Genomic DNA, 14,560 nt, shown 5'->3' with positions numbered 1-14,560 from the left:
ATTGCAGGCAGAAGGAGGTTCGACATGCACGTCGTTTGCCATCACTGCCAGGCGGTCAACCGCCTGCCGCCCGAGCGGCTCGAAGAGAAACCCGATTGCGGGCGCTGCCATGCGCCGCTTTTTCCGGGAAAGCCGGTCGCGCTGGATGCGCAGGCCTTCGACCGGCAACTGACGCGCGGCGAGGTTCCGCTGCTGGTCGATTTCTGGGCCGCGTGGTGCGGGCCGTGCAGGATGATGGCGCCGCAGTTCGAGCGGGCCGCGGCGGAGCTCGCGCCGCATGTCCTGCTCGCCAAGGTGGACACCGAGGAGCAGCAGCAGCTTGCCGCCCGATACGCTATCCGCAGCATCCCGACGATCGCTCTGTTCCATCAGGGCCGCGAGCTGGCGCGGCAGGCGGGGGCGATGTCGGCGGCGGATATCGTGAGATGGACCAGGGCGAACCTGCCGCGCTGATGCGCATGCACGGCTTGCGGCGGACGGCTTTGCCGCCCGCCGTCCTGCCGTTCAGTGACTGAGCGTGGCGTCGGGCCGCGCACCGGCGCCCGCGCGGATGCCGGAATACGCGCGCTCGGAGGCCGCCGTGTCCCCGAAATGCTGGAAGGAGCAGATCTTGCCATCACGCAGTCTGAAGACGTGCGCCCACGGCGACTCGTAGGTCTGCCCGCTCGCGTGAATCCTGGCCTGCATCTGGCCGAGCACGACCACGGTGTCATCCTCCGCGATGAACTGCTGCGGGTCGAACCTCATGTACTCCTGGGCGCCGGCCATGGTGGTGAAGAACTGTTCCACGCCCTGCTTGCCGTGGAAGCTGCCGGCGAACGGCACGACGTCATTGTCGGCGCCGAACCATTCGATATCGTCGGTGCACTTGTCGAGAATGCCCTGGATGTCCCGGTTGGCGAAGTTCTGATAACCCTGCATGACCAGCTGCTTGTTTTCCTGTGCATTCATTTCTGCCTCCTGCTGCGTTGTCCCCTCGCTCCCTGTGATCCGCACGGCGCTGCCGGTGCCGCGGGGCGGCGAAATGAAGCCCCGCTTGCGCGGCAGGACGCGCAAGGAATGGAGGCTTCCGGTAGTGCTTGGATGTTAGTCGACGCGACCGGCAGGTAAAGGGCGGATGAAGCCGCGCGGCACGGCAGAATCGGGCCAAACGTCGTCGTTGTGCGGTGGATCAAGCGGCGCCACCGGCGGATTACTGGCCGGCGCCACCGCCATTCACAGCGGCTCTCAGGTCCGCCGCCAGACGAGCAGGCGATTGTTGGCGGGCATCTCGCAGTCCTCGACCAGCATCAGGCCTCGGCGCCGCGCCAGCATGTCCACCGCTTCAAAGTCGCGTATGCCCATGTGCGGCGCGCGTTCGCGCAGCATCGCGTCGAAGCGGGCATTGCTGTCGCTGGTGAAAGCGCCGCGGTAATTGAACGGCCCATAGATGCACAGCGTCCCCCGCGGTCCGAGCACCCGGGCAACGCCGTCGAACATGGCCTCGACTTCCTCCCAGGCCATGATGTGGCAGGTATTGGCGGTGAACACGGCATCGAAGGCCGCGTCCGGCCACGGCCCGGCGGCGACGTCAAGCGCCAGCGGCGGCGGCAGGCTGGACAGCCCGGCGTCGGCGATCCAGGCGAGAATGCTCGGATGATTCGCCGACAGGTCGCTGGTCTGCCAGACCAGCCCGGGCATCGCGGCGGCGAAATGCACCGCATGCTGGCCGGTGCCGCTGCCGATTTCCAGCACGCTTCGCGCGCTCCCCAGGTGACGCTGCAGTACGTCGAGTATCGGGCCGCGGTTGCGCTCGCAGGCTTCGGAGAAAAGTTTGCTCATCGCGCAAGCATAACGGAAGACGCTCGCGCCGGCGTCGGCGGCCTTACGTCGATGCTTCCGCCAGGCGTGCGCGCAGCGCGGTTTTCAGCACCTTGCCGTAATTGTTCTTCGGAAGCTGATCAATGAATACATAACGCTTGGGGCGCTTGAAGCGGGCGATGTGATCCAGGCACAGGCTGTCCAGCGTCTCCGTCTCCACTTCCGCGCCGGGCTGCCTCACCACGAAGGCGACGACGGTCTCGCCCCACTCGGCGTCCGGCGCGCCGACCACCGCCGCCTCGGCCACGCCGGGCGCGGACAGCAGGACTTCTTCGATCTCGCGCGGGTAGATGTTGGATCCGCCGCTGATGATCAGGTCCTTGCTGCGGTCCATCAGCGTGAGAAAGCCGTCCTCGTCGAGGCAGCCGACGTCCCCCGTGTACAGCCAGCCGTCGCGGATCGCCGCCGCCGTGGCCTGTTCATTGCGCCAGTAACCCGCCATCACGCTATCGCCCCTGATCAGCACTTCGCCCGGCTCGCCGGCCGGCAGCGGCCGGCCCTGTTCATCGGCTATGCGCACCTGCACCGGCGTCTGCGCGATGCCGACCGATGCGATGCGCTGCAGGTAGCGCGGGTGGCGGTCGTCGGTCAGCTGCTCCCGGGACAGGGCAGTGCCGACCATCGGCGTTTCACCCTGGCCGTAGATCTGCACGAAGCGCGGCCCCATCACGCGCAGCGCGCGCAGGATATCGGCGCGGTACATCGGCGCGCCGCCGTAGACGATGGTTTTGAAAGACTGCGCCACCTCGGCATGGCCGAGGCCGGCCTGCTCCGCATGGTCGACCAGTCGCCTGACGATGGTGGGGGCGGCAAACGTGGAGAGCGGACCGAGCCGGCGGCCGAGTTCGAACAACTCGCCCGGATCGACGCCGCCGGAGGCCGGTACGACGTGGCGCGCGCCCGCCATCACATGCGGGATCGCGTAGATGCCGACGCCGTGCGACATCGGCGCGGCATAGACGATGGCGTCGCGCCGCCCGACCGGATCGACATCGACGAAGTAGCCGGTGCCCATGTTCATGAGATTGCGGTGGGTGATCATGACGCCCTTCGGGCGACCGGTGGTGCCGCTGGTGTAGAACAGCCAGGCGACGTCGTCCGGCGCGCGTCCGGTGACCGGGACTGCGGGCGGATGCGCGGCCGGGGCGAACCAGCGGTCGGCTTCCGGCGAGTCCGCGTCGATCTGCCGTTCCAGCCCGGCCAGGGGTTCCGGCGCCACGTCGGCGGTGACGAAGCCGACGCGCGGCCGGGCGTCCTCGATGATCCATTCGACTTCGCGGGCATGCAGCCTGGCATTCACCGGCACCACGACGAGCCCGGCCCACCATGCCGCCCACATCGCTTCCAGGTAGCGCGGATGATTGCGCATGAACAGCAGCACCCGGTCGCCGGGGACCAGGCCTGCCTCGCGCAGCCGCATCGCCAGTCCGCCGCTGCGCGCAGCCCACTCGCCATAGGTGGCATGGAGTGCGGTGCCGTGGAGGATGGCGATGCGCTCGGGGTCCTGGCGCGCGTGCCGCAGCAGCAGATGTGCGAGGCTCATGTCTGTCTCCGGTGTCGTTATGGGTATGGCAACCGGAAGATAGCGCGAGCCGCCGGCTTTGGCTATACCGTAGGTCTACCGTATCGCTTCCCGGTGCCGCCGCCGGCAAGGAACCCGGCCCCCCTCCCCTGTCTAAGTTTCATATTGATGATTGTTCAAGGAACGGAGTCAGCATGAGACATCTTCAGCGCGCAGCAGCGGGCGTGCTCGCCCTGTCCTCGGCCTGCGCCATGGCCCAGGGCACCGACGCCTCGTCCACCGAAAGCCCGGTGCAGCCGTCGAGCCAGGGCGCGACGCGCTCGTCGGGGCCGGGCCTGGGCAATGCTCCCGGCACCACCGCGACCGCCGCGCCCGGCACCAATGCGGCCGTGACGCCCGACGGCAACAAGGCACTGGGCACCACGATACGGGGAGGCAGCGACAGCGCCAGCACATCGGACCATGCGACCTCGCGAACCTGGAGCGGCGTCGGCAGCACGGGCGGCTCGACCGGCACCGGCACCAGCTCTGGCACATCGGATGCGCCGTCGGAAGCGGCGGCAGGCGTGACGCCCCCGGCGCCGGGCAATCAGCCGCGCTAGGTTTCGTCCGAACACCGCCGGCGCGGGCATCCTCGCCCGCGCCTCATCGCCCCTACTTCACGCCCGCCATGTCGGGAAGCTGGTGCGCGATGCCCTTGTGGCAGTCGATGCAGGTTTTCTCGCCGCTGGCGAGCTGGGTCGAATGCGCGTCGCTCGCGCGCTTGCTCTGGCGGGTGAAATCCATCGACTCGAACTGGTGGCAGTTGCGGCATTCGAGCGAGTTGTTGGCCTTCAGCCGCCGCCACTCATGCTGCGCCAGCGTGAGACGGTGCTCCTCGAACTTCTCACGCGTATTGATGGTGCCGAAGATCTTTCCCCAGACCTCCTTCGAGGCCTGCATCTTGCGCGCGATCTTGTCGGTCCAGTTGTGCGGGACATGGCAGTCGGAACAGATCGCCCGCACACCGCTACGGTTGGTGTAGTGGATGGTGGTCTGCAACTCCTGGAAGACGTTGTCGCGCATCTCGTGACAGCCGGTGCAGAACTGCTCGCTGTTGGTCGCCTCCATCGCGGTGTTGAAGCCGCCCCAGAACAGGATGCCGGCAATGAAGGATCCGATCGTGAGGAAGCCGAAGCTCAGGTGGACGCTGGGCCGCCGCAGGATGTCCCAGTACTGTTTCAGCATGCGTTTCATGTGCCTCCCTCACTTCTTCCGCACGGGCGACGGCGCGGGAGGAGCCTGGTTGAGCATGGTGTCGACATCCTTGAATTCATTGTCGACGAGCGGATTCAGGTTGGCCTGGGGTACGTGGCACTGCAGGCAGAAATACCGGCGCGGCGACAGCTCGGCGAGGAAATTCCCCTCGCGGTCCATGAAATGCGTGACGCTGATCATCGGCGCCTGGCTCTCCTGCGTGCGGGTGCGCGCGTGACACATCATGCAGCGGTTGGCGTTCTTGTCGAGCTGATAGCCTTCGATCTTGTGCGGCACCACCGGCGGCTGCATCGCGTAATTGCGGCTGCGGCGCACGTCGCTGTTGTCGGGATTGACGATGGGCGGCGGCGGCGCGGTCTGGTCGAGCGGCGTCGGACCGCGCATGCGGTCCTGGAACTCGGCGGCGGAAACGGACAGCGGCAGCTGCGATAGCAGCAGCATGCACAGCAGGGTCGGTGCTTTCTTCATCTCGTCATCCTCATACCTTGCGGATCCTGACCGCGCATTTCTTGTAATCCGTCTGGAAGGAGATGGGATCGGTCGCATCCAGGGTCACCTTGTTGATCAGCTGGCTGGCGTCGAAGAAGGGAACGAATACCAGTCCCTGTGGCGGCCGGTTGCGGCCGCGGGTTTCGACGCGGCTGCGGATCGATCCCCGGCGCGAGGCGATCTCGATTTCGTCGCCGCGCCGCGCCCCGAGGCGCCTGGCATCCTCGGGATGCATGTAGCAGACCGCGTTCGGCACCGCCCGGTACAGCTCGGGCACGCGCCGCGTCATGGTGCCGGTGTGCCAGTGCTCCAGCACGCGGCCGGTCGACAGCCAGTATGGATATTCCTTGTCCGGTTCCTCGGCGGCCTTTTCATAGGGCAGCGCGAAGATCACCGCCTTCCCGTCGGGCATGCCGTAGAAGTTGTAGCCCTCGCCCGCCTTCACATAGGGATCGTAGCCTTCGCGGTAGCGCCAGCGGGTCTCCTTGCCGTCCACCACCGGCCAGCGCAGGCCGCGTTCCTTGTGATAGGTCTCGAAGGGAGCGAGATCATGGCCATGCCCGCGGCCGAACTGCGCATATTCCTCGAACAGCCCCTTCTGGATGTAGAAGCCGAAGGCGTCGGCTTCCTGATTGGCATAGCCGGCTTCACGCTGGGAGTTGGGGAATTTGTTGACGTCGCCGTTACGAAAGAGCATGTCGTACATGGTCTTGCCGCGGTACTCGGGCGCCGCATCGAGCAGTTCCTTGGGCCAGACTTCCTCCATCCTGAAGCGCTTGGAGAACTCGACCAGCTGCCACAGGTCGGAGCGCGCGTCACCGGGCGCATTGACCAGCTGATGCCAGAACTGGGTGCGCCTCTCGGCATTGCCGTAGGCACCTTCCTTTTCGACCCACATTGCCGACGGCAGGATGAGGTCGGCCGCCAGCGTGGTGGCGGTCGGATAGACGTCGGACACCACGATGAAGTTGGCGGGGTTGCGATAGCCGGGCAGCATCTCCTGCATCACGTTAGGGCCGGCCTGCATGTTGTTGTTCACCATGACCCAGTAGGCGTTGAGCTTGCCGTCCTTGAGCATGCGGTTCTGCAGCACCGCGTGATAGCCGGGCTTGTCGGGTATGGTTCCGGGCGGCAGTTTCCAGATCTTTTCCGCCACCGCGCGGTGCTTCGGATTGACGACCAGCATGTCGGCCGGCAGGCGGTGCGAGAAGGTGCCCACCTCGCGCGCGGTGCCGCAGGCGGACGGCTGGCCGGTCAGCGAGAACGGGCTGTTTCCCGGCGTGGAAATCTTGCCGGTCAGCAGATGGATGTTGTAGAGCAGATTGCTGCACCAGGTGCCGCGGGTGTGCTGGTTGAAGCCCATGGTGAAGAACGACATCACCTTCACCCTGGGATCGGCATACATCTCCGCCAGCCTCTGCAGGCGGTCCTTCGGCACGCCGGACAGCTTGTGCGCATAGTCGAGGTCGTAGGTGCTGACGAACTTCGCGAATTCCTCGAAGTTGATGGGCTTGCCGCCGCCGGCGTCCGCCACATGGGTCGCGGCCTTCTGCAGCGGATGCTCGGGCCGCAGGCCGTAGCCGATGTCCTGATTGCCGAGCACGAAGCGGGTATGCTTGCTGACGAAATCCCGGTTGACCCTGTTGGTCCGGATGATGTGGTTGGCGATGTAATTGAGGATCGCGAGGTCGGTCTGCGGCCGGAAGATCATCGACAGGTCGGAGAGTTCGAAGCTGCGGTGCTCGTACACCGAGAGCACCGCCACCTTGACGTGCGGCGCGGACAGGCGTCGGTCGGTGACCCGGGTCCACAGGATCGGGTGCATCTCCGCCATGTTCGAGCCCCAGAGCACGAAGGCATCCGCATGTTCGATGTCGTCATAGCAGCCCATCGGCTCGTCCATGCCGAAGGTGCGCATGAAGCCTGCGACCGCGGACGCCATGCAGTGGCGCGCATTCGGGTCGATGTTGTGCGAGCGGAAGCCGGCCTTGAACAGCTTCGAGGCGGCATAGCCCTCCCATACCGTCCACTGGCCGGAGCCGAACATGCCGACCGAGGTCGGGCCCTTCTCGCGCAGCGCCTTCTTGAATTGCTGCGCCATGACGTCGAAGGCGGTGTCCCACGACACCGGCGCGAATTCACCGTTCTTGTCGTAGCGTCCGTTGCTCATGCGCAGCAGAGGCGTGGTGAGCCGGTCCTGCCCGTACATGATCTTGGACAGGAAATAGCCCTTGACGCAGTTGATGCCGCGGTTGACTTCGGCATTGATGTCGCCATGCGTGGCCACCACGCGCCCATCCTTGACGCCGACGTTGACGCCACAGCCCACGCCGCAGAAGCGGCACGGCGCCTTGGACCAGTTCAGCTGTGTCTTCGAAGCGTCGGTGACGACATTGGAGGCGATCGATTCCAGCGGAATGCCGACCGTGGTGGCCGCGGTCATGGCCGCGGTCTGCTTGATGAAATCTCGGCGGGTCTGCTTCATGCTCATACTTCCTCATCCATGGCGGCGGCCTGTTCCGCGTGTTGATAGACCAGTGCGACGCTGAGCACGCCGGGCAGCGCGCGCAGCGCGTCCATCTGGTCCAGCGTGCGTTTCGTGCTGTCGGTTTCCAGCGTGACGACCATGCGCCCGTCGGCGGCGGCCGCATGCACCTGCGCGCCGGGTATCAGCGAAATGGCCGAACGCAGGGTGGGGACGGCGTCGGGACTCGCGTGGACGACGAGTCCGGCGATATGGATTTCCTGGTTCATGGGATGTCCGGGGAGGAGAGGTGGATCCGCGCTCAGGCGGCGGCGGGCAGCCTGCCCGTCAGGAGCTGGAACATCCACACGAAGAAACCGTAGCCGCCGACGACCATCACGGCGAGGATCGGCGCCATCACCAGCGTCAGGAAAAAGAAGGCCCGCAGTTCACGGGCGCGTGTGTTCGCTTGCTGATCATTCTCGCTGGCCATTCGCGCCTCCTTGCATTCCCGGGCAGCAGCCCCTTGCGGAAGAGGATTGCGGCGCCGTATTGCCGGTAGATGCGCTGTTCTTCGTTAAGGTTCCCACCGCAGGCCGGATGCGGCACGCGCCGCCTGCACTACGGAACCGGCAGCGCGGCGCCGGCGTCGAACCGGAACCTTCGCACTCTCTGCATTTTTCCGCGATGCCCATGCGCGCTTACCTGCTTGCAGCCCTGGTACTTTCCGGCACTGCCGGGCCGGCCCTGTCGCAGCTTCGGGACGAACCGGTTGATCCGGCCGCCACCGAAGCGGCCGGGCCGCACGCCGCCCTGGAGGACGAAGTCTGGTCCTTCCTCGAAGCATTCATCGATGGCGAGAACACGCATGCCGAGCAGCTTGCCTTTTTCGCCGAGCGCGTCCATTACTACGACCGGGGCGTGCTCGCCACCGACGCGATTGCCAGGGATATCGGCTATACGCTGCGCCGCTGGCCGTGGCGCGACAACCGCCTGGTGGAGATCGAATATCTCAAGCCGCTTCCCGGAGAGGACAGGGTCTTCGTCAGCTATGTCGTCGATTACGAGGTCGCCAACCGGGAGCGGACCGTGCGGGGCAGGGCGCGCTACGGCGCGGTGATTGCCGGTATCGGGGATGAACCGCGGATAGAAGGCATCTTCGAAAACATCACCCGCCGCGGCCGTCCGGGCCAGGACTGAGATGTTCCGGCCGTACGCCCCGACCCCTGTCACAAAACCCGGAGCCGGTACGTCTTGAGGATAAGAGGGCGCATGGTGCGTCCTTCCTTACCCGAAAGGCCCGTCATGTCCCATACCGCCCGCATTCCCCTGCACAAGGTCGCCGCCACCCAGTACAAGGCGCTCTTCAATCTCTCCACCGCGGTCAAGCAAAGCTCGCTCGGCGAACGCCTGGTCGAGCTGGTCAACCTGCGCCTCTCGCAGATCAACGGCTGCGGATTCTGCGTCGACATGCACTGGCGCGACCTGGTGCGCCAGGGCCTCGACCCGCGCGTGCTCAACGCGGTCGCCGCCTGGCCGGAAGCGCCGTTCTTCAGCGAACGCGAACGCGCGGCGCTGCGCTGGACGGAGATCGTGAACGGCCAGCCGCACGCCGATGCCAGCGACGAAGAGTTCGCGCGGGTCAGCGAGTACTTCACCCAGACCGAAATCGTCGAGCTTTGCTATGCGGTCGCCGCGATCAAGGGCTGGAACATGCTCAACCGCAGCCTGCGCAATCCCATCCCGGAAGTGCCCGCTCCGGGAATGTGACGTAGCATGTCGCGACTTGCAAAGGAGCACGAATGAGCCCAGGACGAGAGTCGGGCCCCGAGGGCGTGTTCGCCGGTCTTCGCCAGCGCCTGTTTTCGGTGGCCTATCGCATGCTCGGCACGCGCGCGGACGCCGAGGACGTGGTGCAGGATGCCTGGCTGCGCTGGCAGGCGGCCGAGCATGACAGCCTGCAGTCGGCGGAAGCCTGGCTGGTCACGGTCACCACGCGCCTGTCCATAGACCGGCTGCGCGAACGCAAGGCCGAACGCGAGCAGTACACCGGCTGGTGGCTGCCGGAGCCGCTGGTGGAACTCGATGAGCGCACGCCCGATACCGCGGCCGAGCTGGCGAGCGACGTTTCCCTCGCGCTGATGTGGACGCTGGAGCGTCTGAATCCGGATGAGCGTGCCGCCTTCCTGCTGCGCCAGGCCTTCGACCAGGATTACGCCGACATCGCCGGCCTGCTCGGCAAGAGCGAAGCCGCGTGCAGGCAGCTGGTGCACCGCGCGCAGGACAAGCTGCGCGATGCCCGCCCGCGTTTCGCCCCCGCGCCCGATTCCCATCGCGCGCTGCTCGCCGCCTTCATGCAGGCGGCCGCCACCGCCGATCGCGACGCCATGAAGGCGCTGCTCGCGCCGGACGTCGCCTTCGTCAGCGACGGCGGCGGCAAGATGCCCTCCTTCCATCGCGTCCTGCGCGGCGCCGCCCGCATCGCCGGCGTATTCTGGTCGCTCGAGCACAAGTATCCGGGCCAGGTGCGTTACCGGATGGCGCGCGTCAACGGCGAACCCGGGCTGCTTCGCTATGTCGATGGCAGGCTGGAGTCCGCGCAATCCTTCCTGATCGAGAACGGACGCATCTCGGCGGTATTCGTGGTGCGCAATCCCGACAAGCTGACGGGCGTGGCGCAGCAGTCGCTGTCCTGATCAGCGCCCGCGACCGTTCCCGTCTCGCGCATCGAGCGCGGTCAGCACCGCATGCGCGGCGCGGATGCGAGCGGCGGCGGGGTAATTCCTGTTGGCCAGCATGACGATCCCCAGCCGCCGCGAGGGCACGAAGGCGACGTAGGCCGCGAAGCCGTTGGTCGAGCCGGTCTTGTTGACGACGACCTCCGCCTCGTCGCGCCTGGCTGGCCCGATCCATTCCGCCTCCACCGCGTCATAGACCATGGCATCGGCATTGCCGGCCAGCAGACGGTCGAGCGTGGCCGGCCACGGATAGGTCTCCCACACCAGGCCCTGGCCCAGCTCGCCGGCCCGATGGCGCGCCTGCTGCACCGCGGCGACGGCCTGCCGCAACGGCGGGTCGAGGCGGGTGCCGGGCATGTGCGCCTTCACGAACCGCAGCAGGTCCGCCGCATTCGAACGCACGCCGTAAGCCTCGGCCCAGAACATGCCCGGTCGCAGGCGGATCGGCGCATCCTGTTTCGTATAGCCCTGTGCGTAGTCCTTGCGCCGGCTGTCCGGCACCTGGAAAAAACTCGATTGCATGCCGAGCGGCCGGAAGATCCGGCGCTCGACCGCGGTCTCGAACGGCTCGCCGCTCGCCGCGGCCGTCGCCATGCCGAGCAGGCCCGTGCCGAGATTCGAGTAGACACGCTGCCCGCCGGGCGGGGAAGCGGGCCGCCATGCATGGAAGTACGCCTGCAGCGATTCATCGTCGCCGATCGCGTCGGGCACCTGCAGAGGCAGACCGCCTCCGGTATGGGTGGCGAGTTGCAGCAGCGTGACCTGATCGAGCGCGGTGCCGCGCAACGCGGGCAGGTAAGCGGATGGACTTTCGGAGAGAGCGAGCACGCCGCGCGCTTCCGCATGCGCGGCGAGTACGGCGGTGAAGGTCTTGCTGACCGAGCCGATCTCGAACAATGTGCTGTCGGTGACGGCGGCGCCGCTGTCCTTCGACGCGATGCCGTAGTGATAGATCCGGTCCCTGCCATTGATCGTGATGGCGACCGACATGCCGGGAATCCCGTGCTCCCGCATCAGCGGCCGCATCACCCCGTCCACCACCGCATCCGCCGCCTCCGGCCCGGGAGAGGCGGCCTGCGCGGCGATGGCAACGCAGGCGAAGACGAGTGCAGACAGTTTGGGCATGCGCATGCGGGGCTCCGCTTCGGACGATCGGGCGGCAAGTATACGCTGAAGACTCGCCGGCTCGCTCGGCGCGGCTCAGCGGGCAGCGTACGGCACCGGCGCCGGTCCGGCGCGGCAGGCCGAGAGCGGATCGAGCATCGGCTGATAGCGCGGATGGGAGGCTTCCATCATGCCCAGCAGGCTGTGATAGACATTGTCGTGACTGACGGGCTGCTGCAGCCGGCCGCGCAGACAGGCCGGGTCGATGCGCGCGCGGCGCTGATATCCGTCGGACAGCCACAGCATGAACGGTATGCGTTTCTGTTCCTCGGGCGCGTAGCGGTAGGGCGCGCTGTGCAGGAAGAGTCCCTTTTCGCCCAGCGATTCGCCATGATCGGACACGTACAGCAGCGCGGTGTCGTAATCGGCGGACGCGCGCGCGAGCACGTCGATCATCCTGGCAAGTACATGGTCGGTGTAGCGGATCGTATTGTCATAGGCGTTGCGCAATTCCTCGGCGCTGCACGCAGGCAGGTCCTTGCGCCGGCAGGCCGGGCGGAAGTGCTCGTCCTGCGGCGGATACCGCAGATAGTAGGCCGGTCCGTGGCTGCCCATCTGGTGGAAGACGTCGAGGCGGTCCTGCCCGCCCCGAGCCGGCGCCGGCTCCAGGCCCTCCAGCAGAATCGCGTCGAGACAGGACTCGGCATTGCAGAGCGCCGCACGCACATCGTCCGCCGGCGCGACCCGGCGCACCCCCGCCCCCGGTTCGAAGCGGGAGGTATTGTTCGAGCGCCAGGTCACCCCCACGCCTGCCGCGGCAAGCTCTTCCAGGACATTGGGCACGGCGTGATAGGACGCCATCGAAAATCCGTCGCGCCCCAGCGGCGACAGCATGCACGGAACGCTCAGCGCGGTCGAGGTCGCGCAGGCCTCCGCCTCCGTGAAGTAGTAGAGATTGGCGAGGCTGGCCAGCGCCGGATTGGTGGGACGCGGGTAGCCGCCGAGCTGGAAGTTTGCGTGGCGCGCCGTCTCCCCGATGACGAGAAAGACCATCAGCGGTTTCACGCCCGGGTTTCGGCCGTCGAGCCTGGCGGCGGTCTCCGCCCTCGCGTGGACAGGCGGGACAGGGTCACCGCGGAAATACTCGGCGGCCGAGATCAGGGCGGCGCCGGGCACGCTCAGATACGCAAGATGGCGTTGCTCAGGCGACAGCTTGAAGCGCGAGATGAAAGGAAGGCTGACCGCCGCGCCGAGAACGATGGCCGCGGCGATGAAGGCGGCACGCTCGCGCAGCTGCCGCCTCCACGGCGCCGGCGGCATCCGGCATCGCGCCACCAGGAAAACCGGCACCACGCCAAGGGCAACGACATAGACAAGCAGCCGCGGACTGAGCAGTCCCATGACTTCCCTGTGATCGGTCTCTCCCAGATTGCGCACCATGTTGCTGTCGATGACGACGCCGAAGCTGTCGGCGCAGTACGCCGCCATCGCCGCCAGCGGAAACAGCAGTGCCGCCGCCACCTGCATCGGCAGGCGGCCCGGCACGAGCAGGAGCAGGACCGCATGGGCCAGAAGCAACAACAATCCGAGCGCGGCCAGGAAAGCGGCGTCGGCCGCGCTGCCCGTCCAGAACAGCCCGGCCGCGGTCAGCCAGAAGCGCTGGTTGAATGCGAGAACGAACAGGCCCGCCATCAGCAGAGCGAACGCCGTCGCGGATGGCAGATGCAGCATCAGCGGCTGACTGCGGGGCGATGCGGGAACGCGGGAAGATCGGAGCGTGGGCACGCCGCAAGTGTCGCCTCTTCTCACCGCGCCGCCCTTGCGTCCACCGGCGCCGCGCGCGACGGAAAGTTGCGAAGTTTGCTTAAGCGCAGGAGATGCACATGTGAGTCACGATAGGACATGGAGTCCGCCTATGATTTATGGACTTCTTCGACACAACTGAGCGGACAGGAAATCCCGGCATGAGGCTCGAGAAATTGCAGGCCAGCAGCGCCTATTCCCCGATGAGCGGCTGGGCGGTATCCGCGCGCCAGCAGATCGACGAGTATCTCGATGCGCTGTTGCATTTCCCCAATCCCTCCAGGGTGAACGAAGCCATGCGTTATTCGGTGCTCGGCGGCGGCAAGCGGATACGTCCGATGCTCGCGCTGGCGGTCGCCGATTATCTCGGCACCCGGCCGACCGGACTGATGCATGTGGCCTGCGCGATAGAGATGATCCACTCGGCCTCCCTCATCCTCGACGACCTGCCCTGCATGGACAACGACCGCATGCGGCGCAACCGCCCGTCCACCCACGCGGTGTACGGCGAAGACTGCGCGATCCTGGCCTCGGTATCCTTGCTGATGCACTGCCACGCGATGCTCGCCTCGCATCCGGACCTGCCGCCCGAAGTCCGGCTCAAGACCATACGCCTGCTGTGCGAAACCATCGGCGCCGACGGCCTATCGCTCGGCCAGTACATCGACCTGTCGTCCCGCAGCACGCCCTTGCAGTCGTCCGCCACGGCCGGCGCGCATCATCTGAAGACGGGGATTCTTTTTCTCGCCGCCGCGAAAGCGGCCTGCCTGTTGTGCGACGCCACTCCCGAGCAGTCCGAAAAGATTACTGTCTACGCCACCAGCCTTGGCCTGGCCTTCCAGCTCAAGGATGACCTTGCCGACGTCGGCGAGCCCGGCCTCAATCTCGCCGCGGCAATGGGTGTGAGCAGCGCGCGGCAGCAGTTTCTCGATCATCTGGAAACTGCCAGCGATGCGATCGGCGATGACGACGATGCGGGGGTGCTGCGGGATTTTGCCGAGGCACTGCTCGATTAATGCCCGCACGAGTTCAGTCGCCAGAATTGTCCTCGCGGAAGCGGTATTCAGGACAACGGTGTAGCAGTAGTTGACACGCGGTTCTCCTGACTCCGTAGCCGGCGTGTCCGGGAGCCCAAGGCTGGGACGCTTGCGTGACGACGCTTTCCGTCGCCGCAAAGCAAAAAGCCCCGACTCGGTTGAGTCGGGGCTTTTCTGGGGTAAGAGCCTGACGATGACCTACTTTCACACTGGTTGCAGCACTATCATCGGCGCGGAGTCGTTTCACGGTCCTGTTCGGGATGGGAAGGGGTGGTTCCGACTTGCT

Annotated in this window: 16 protein-coding genes and 1 rRNA gene; 6 read left to right on the top strand and 11 right to left on the bottom strand. The window is 66.3% G+C overall.

Annotated features, from left to right (window positions below; all coding sequences use genetic code 11):
• The first annotated feature begins 24 nt into the window (after positions 1–24).
• A complete protein-coding gene (gene trxC / locus NCCP691_RS01960) occupies positions 25–453 on the top strand; it encodes a thioredoxin TrxC (protein WP_220806565.1) in 429 nt (142 codons plus the stop codon).
• 51 nt (positions 454–504) lie between these two features.
• On the opposite strand, the gene NCCP691_RS01955 is transcribed toward trxC, so the two are convergent.
• The 3 genes from NCCP691_RS01955 to NCCP691_RS01945 form a co-directional block, all read right to left on the bottom strand.
• Positions 505–951 (bottom strand): nuclear transport factor 2 family protein, encoded by a 447-nt coding sequence (locus NCCP691_RS01955; RefSeq protein ID WP_220806564.1) that lies wholly within the window; start codon positions 949–951, stop codon positions 505–507.
• A gap of 276 nt (positions 952–1,227) precedes the next feature.
• The gene (locus tag NCCP691_RS01950) at positions 1,228–1,821 is read right to left on the bottom strand and encodes a DUF938 domain-containing protein (protein ID WP_220806563.1); all 594 of its coding nucleotides are present in this window, start codon (positions 1,819–1,821) and stop codon (positions 1,228–1,230) included.
• 43 nt (positions 1,822–1,864) lie between these two features.
• Positions 1,865–3,403 (bottom strand): class I adenylate-forming enzyme family protein, encoded by a 1,539-nt coding sequence (locus NCCP691_RS01945; protein ID WP_220806562.1) that lies wholly within the window; start codon positions 3,401–3,403, stop codon positions 1,865–1,867.
• 173 nt (positions 3,404–3,576) lie between these two features.
• On the opposite strand from NCCP691_RS01945, the gene NCCP691_RS01940 reads away from it, so the two are divergent.
• Entirely contained in the window at positions 3,577–3,984 is a 408-nt protein-coding gene (locus tag NCCP691_RS01940; RefSeq protein WP_220806561.1) for a hypothetical protein, read from the top strand.
• A gap of 52 nt (positions 3,985–4,036) precedes the next feature.
• On the opposite strand, the gene NCCP691_RS01935 is transcribed toward NCCP691_RS01940, so the two are convergent.
• Genes NCCP691_RS01935 through NCCP691_RS01915 form a run of 5 tightly spaced genes read right to left on the bottom strand, consistent with a single transcriptional unit; the run spans position 4,037 to position 8,085 of the window.
• Complete coding sequence (locus NCCP691_RS01935) at positions 4,037–4,618, bottom strand: cytochrome c3 family protein (protein ID WP_220806560.1); 582 nt, start codon at positions 4,616–4,618, stop codon at positions 4,037–4,039.
• Positions 4,619–4,627: 9 nt separating this feature from the next.
• Positions 4,628–5,107, bottom strand: coding sequence for a nitrate reductase cytochrome c-type subunit (locus NCCP691_RS01930; RefSeq protein WP_220806559.1), 480 nt, complete (start codon positions 5,105–5,107; stop codon positions 4,628–4,630).
• 10 nt (positions 5,108–5,117) lie between these two features.
• Positions 5,118–7,613: a nitrate reductase catalytic subunit NapA gene (gene napA / locus NCCP691_RS01925; protein ID WP_220806558.1), complete on the bottom strand. Its 2,496-nt coding sequence runs from the start codon at positions 7,611–7,613 to the stop codon at positions 5,118–5,120.
• 2 nt (positions 7,614–7,615) lie between these two features.
• A complete protein-coding gene (locus NCCP691_RS01920; RefSeq protein ID WP_220806557.1) occupies positions 7,616–7,882 on the bottom strand; it encodes a chaperone NapD in 267 nt (88 codons plus the stop codon).
• 32 nt (positions 7,883–7,914) lie between these two features.
• Complete coding sequence (locus NCCP691_RS01915; protein ID WP_220806556.1) at positions 7,915–8,085, bottom strand: periplasmic nitrate reductase, NapE protein; 171 nt, start codon at positions 8,083–8,085, stop codon at positions 7,915–7,917.
• 200 nt (positions 8,086–8,285) lie between these two features.
• On the opposite strand from NCCP691_RS01915, the gene NCCP691_RS01910 reads away from it, so the two are divergent.
• From NCCP691_RS01910 to NCCP691_RS01900, 3 genes are all read left to right on the top strand, one after another.
• On the top strand, positions 8,286–8,792 hold the full coding sequence (locus NCCP691_RS01910) for a hypothetical protein (protein ID WP_220806555.1): 507 nt from the start codon (positions 8,286–8,288) through the stop codon (positions 8,790–8,792).
• A 105-nt stretch (positions 8,793–8,897) separates the two neighbouring features.
• A complete protein-coding gene (locus NCCP691_RS01905; protein ID WP_220806554.1) occupies positions 8,898–9,362 on the top strand; it encodes a carboxymuconolactone decarboxylase family protein in 465 nt (154 codons plus the stop codon).
• A 32-nt stretch (positions 9,363–9,394) separates the two neighbouring features.
• Positions 9,395–10,288, top strand: a complete 894-nt coding sequence (locus NCCP691_RS01900) for an RNA polymerase sigma-70 factor (protein WP_220806553.1) — start codon at positions 9,395–9,397, stop codon at positions 10,286–10,288.
• Here NCCP691_RS01900 and ampC read toward each other — a convergent pair whose 3' ends face one another.
• Both ampC and NCCP691_RS01890 read right to left on the bottom strand, forming a co-directional pair.
• Positions 10,289–11,461 (bottom strand): class C beta-lactamase, encoded by a 1,173-nt coding sequence (gene ampC, locus NCCP691_RS01895; protein WP_220806552.1) that lies wholly within the window; start codon positions 11,459–11,461, stop codon positions 10,289–10,291.
• Between the two features lie 69 nt (positions 11,462–11,530).
• A complete protein-coding gene (locus tag NCCP691_RS01890; protein WP_220806551.1) occupies positions 11,531–13,165 on the bottom strand; it encodes a phosphoethanolamine transferase in 1,635 nt (544 codons plus the stop codon).
• 233 nt (positions 13,166–13,398) lie between these two features.
• Between NCCP691_RS01890 and NCCP691_RS01885 the strand changes: the two genes are divergently transcribed.
• Positions 13,399–14,253: a polyprenyl synthetase family protein gene (locus tag NCCP691_RS01885; RefSeq protein WP_220806550.1), complete on the top strand. Its 855-nt coding sequence runs from the start codon at positions 13,399–13,401 to the stop codon at positions 14,251–14,253.
• 206 nt (positions 14,254–14,459) lie between these two features.
• Here the strand turns inward: NCCP691_RS01885 and rrf are convergent.
• A 5S ribosomal RNA gene (gene rrf / locus NCCP691_RS01880) occupies positions 14,460–14,560 on the bottom strand; the annotation flags it as partial.

It is taken from the genome of Noviherbaspirillum aridicola (assembly GCF_019656455.1).
Taxonomy (GTDB): Bacteria; Pseudomonadota; Gammaproteobacteria; order Burkholderiales; family Burkholderiaceae_D; genus Noviherbaspirillum; species Noviherbaspirillum aridicola.
Note: the sequence above shows the minus strand (reverse complement) of the source record. Positions and strands in the feature narration are given on the sequence as shown.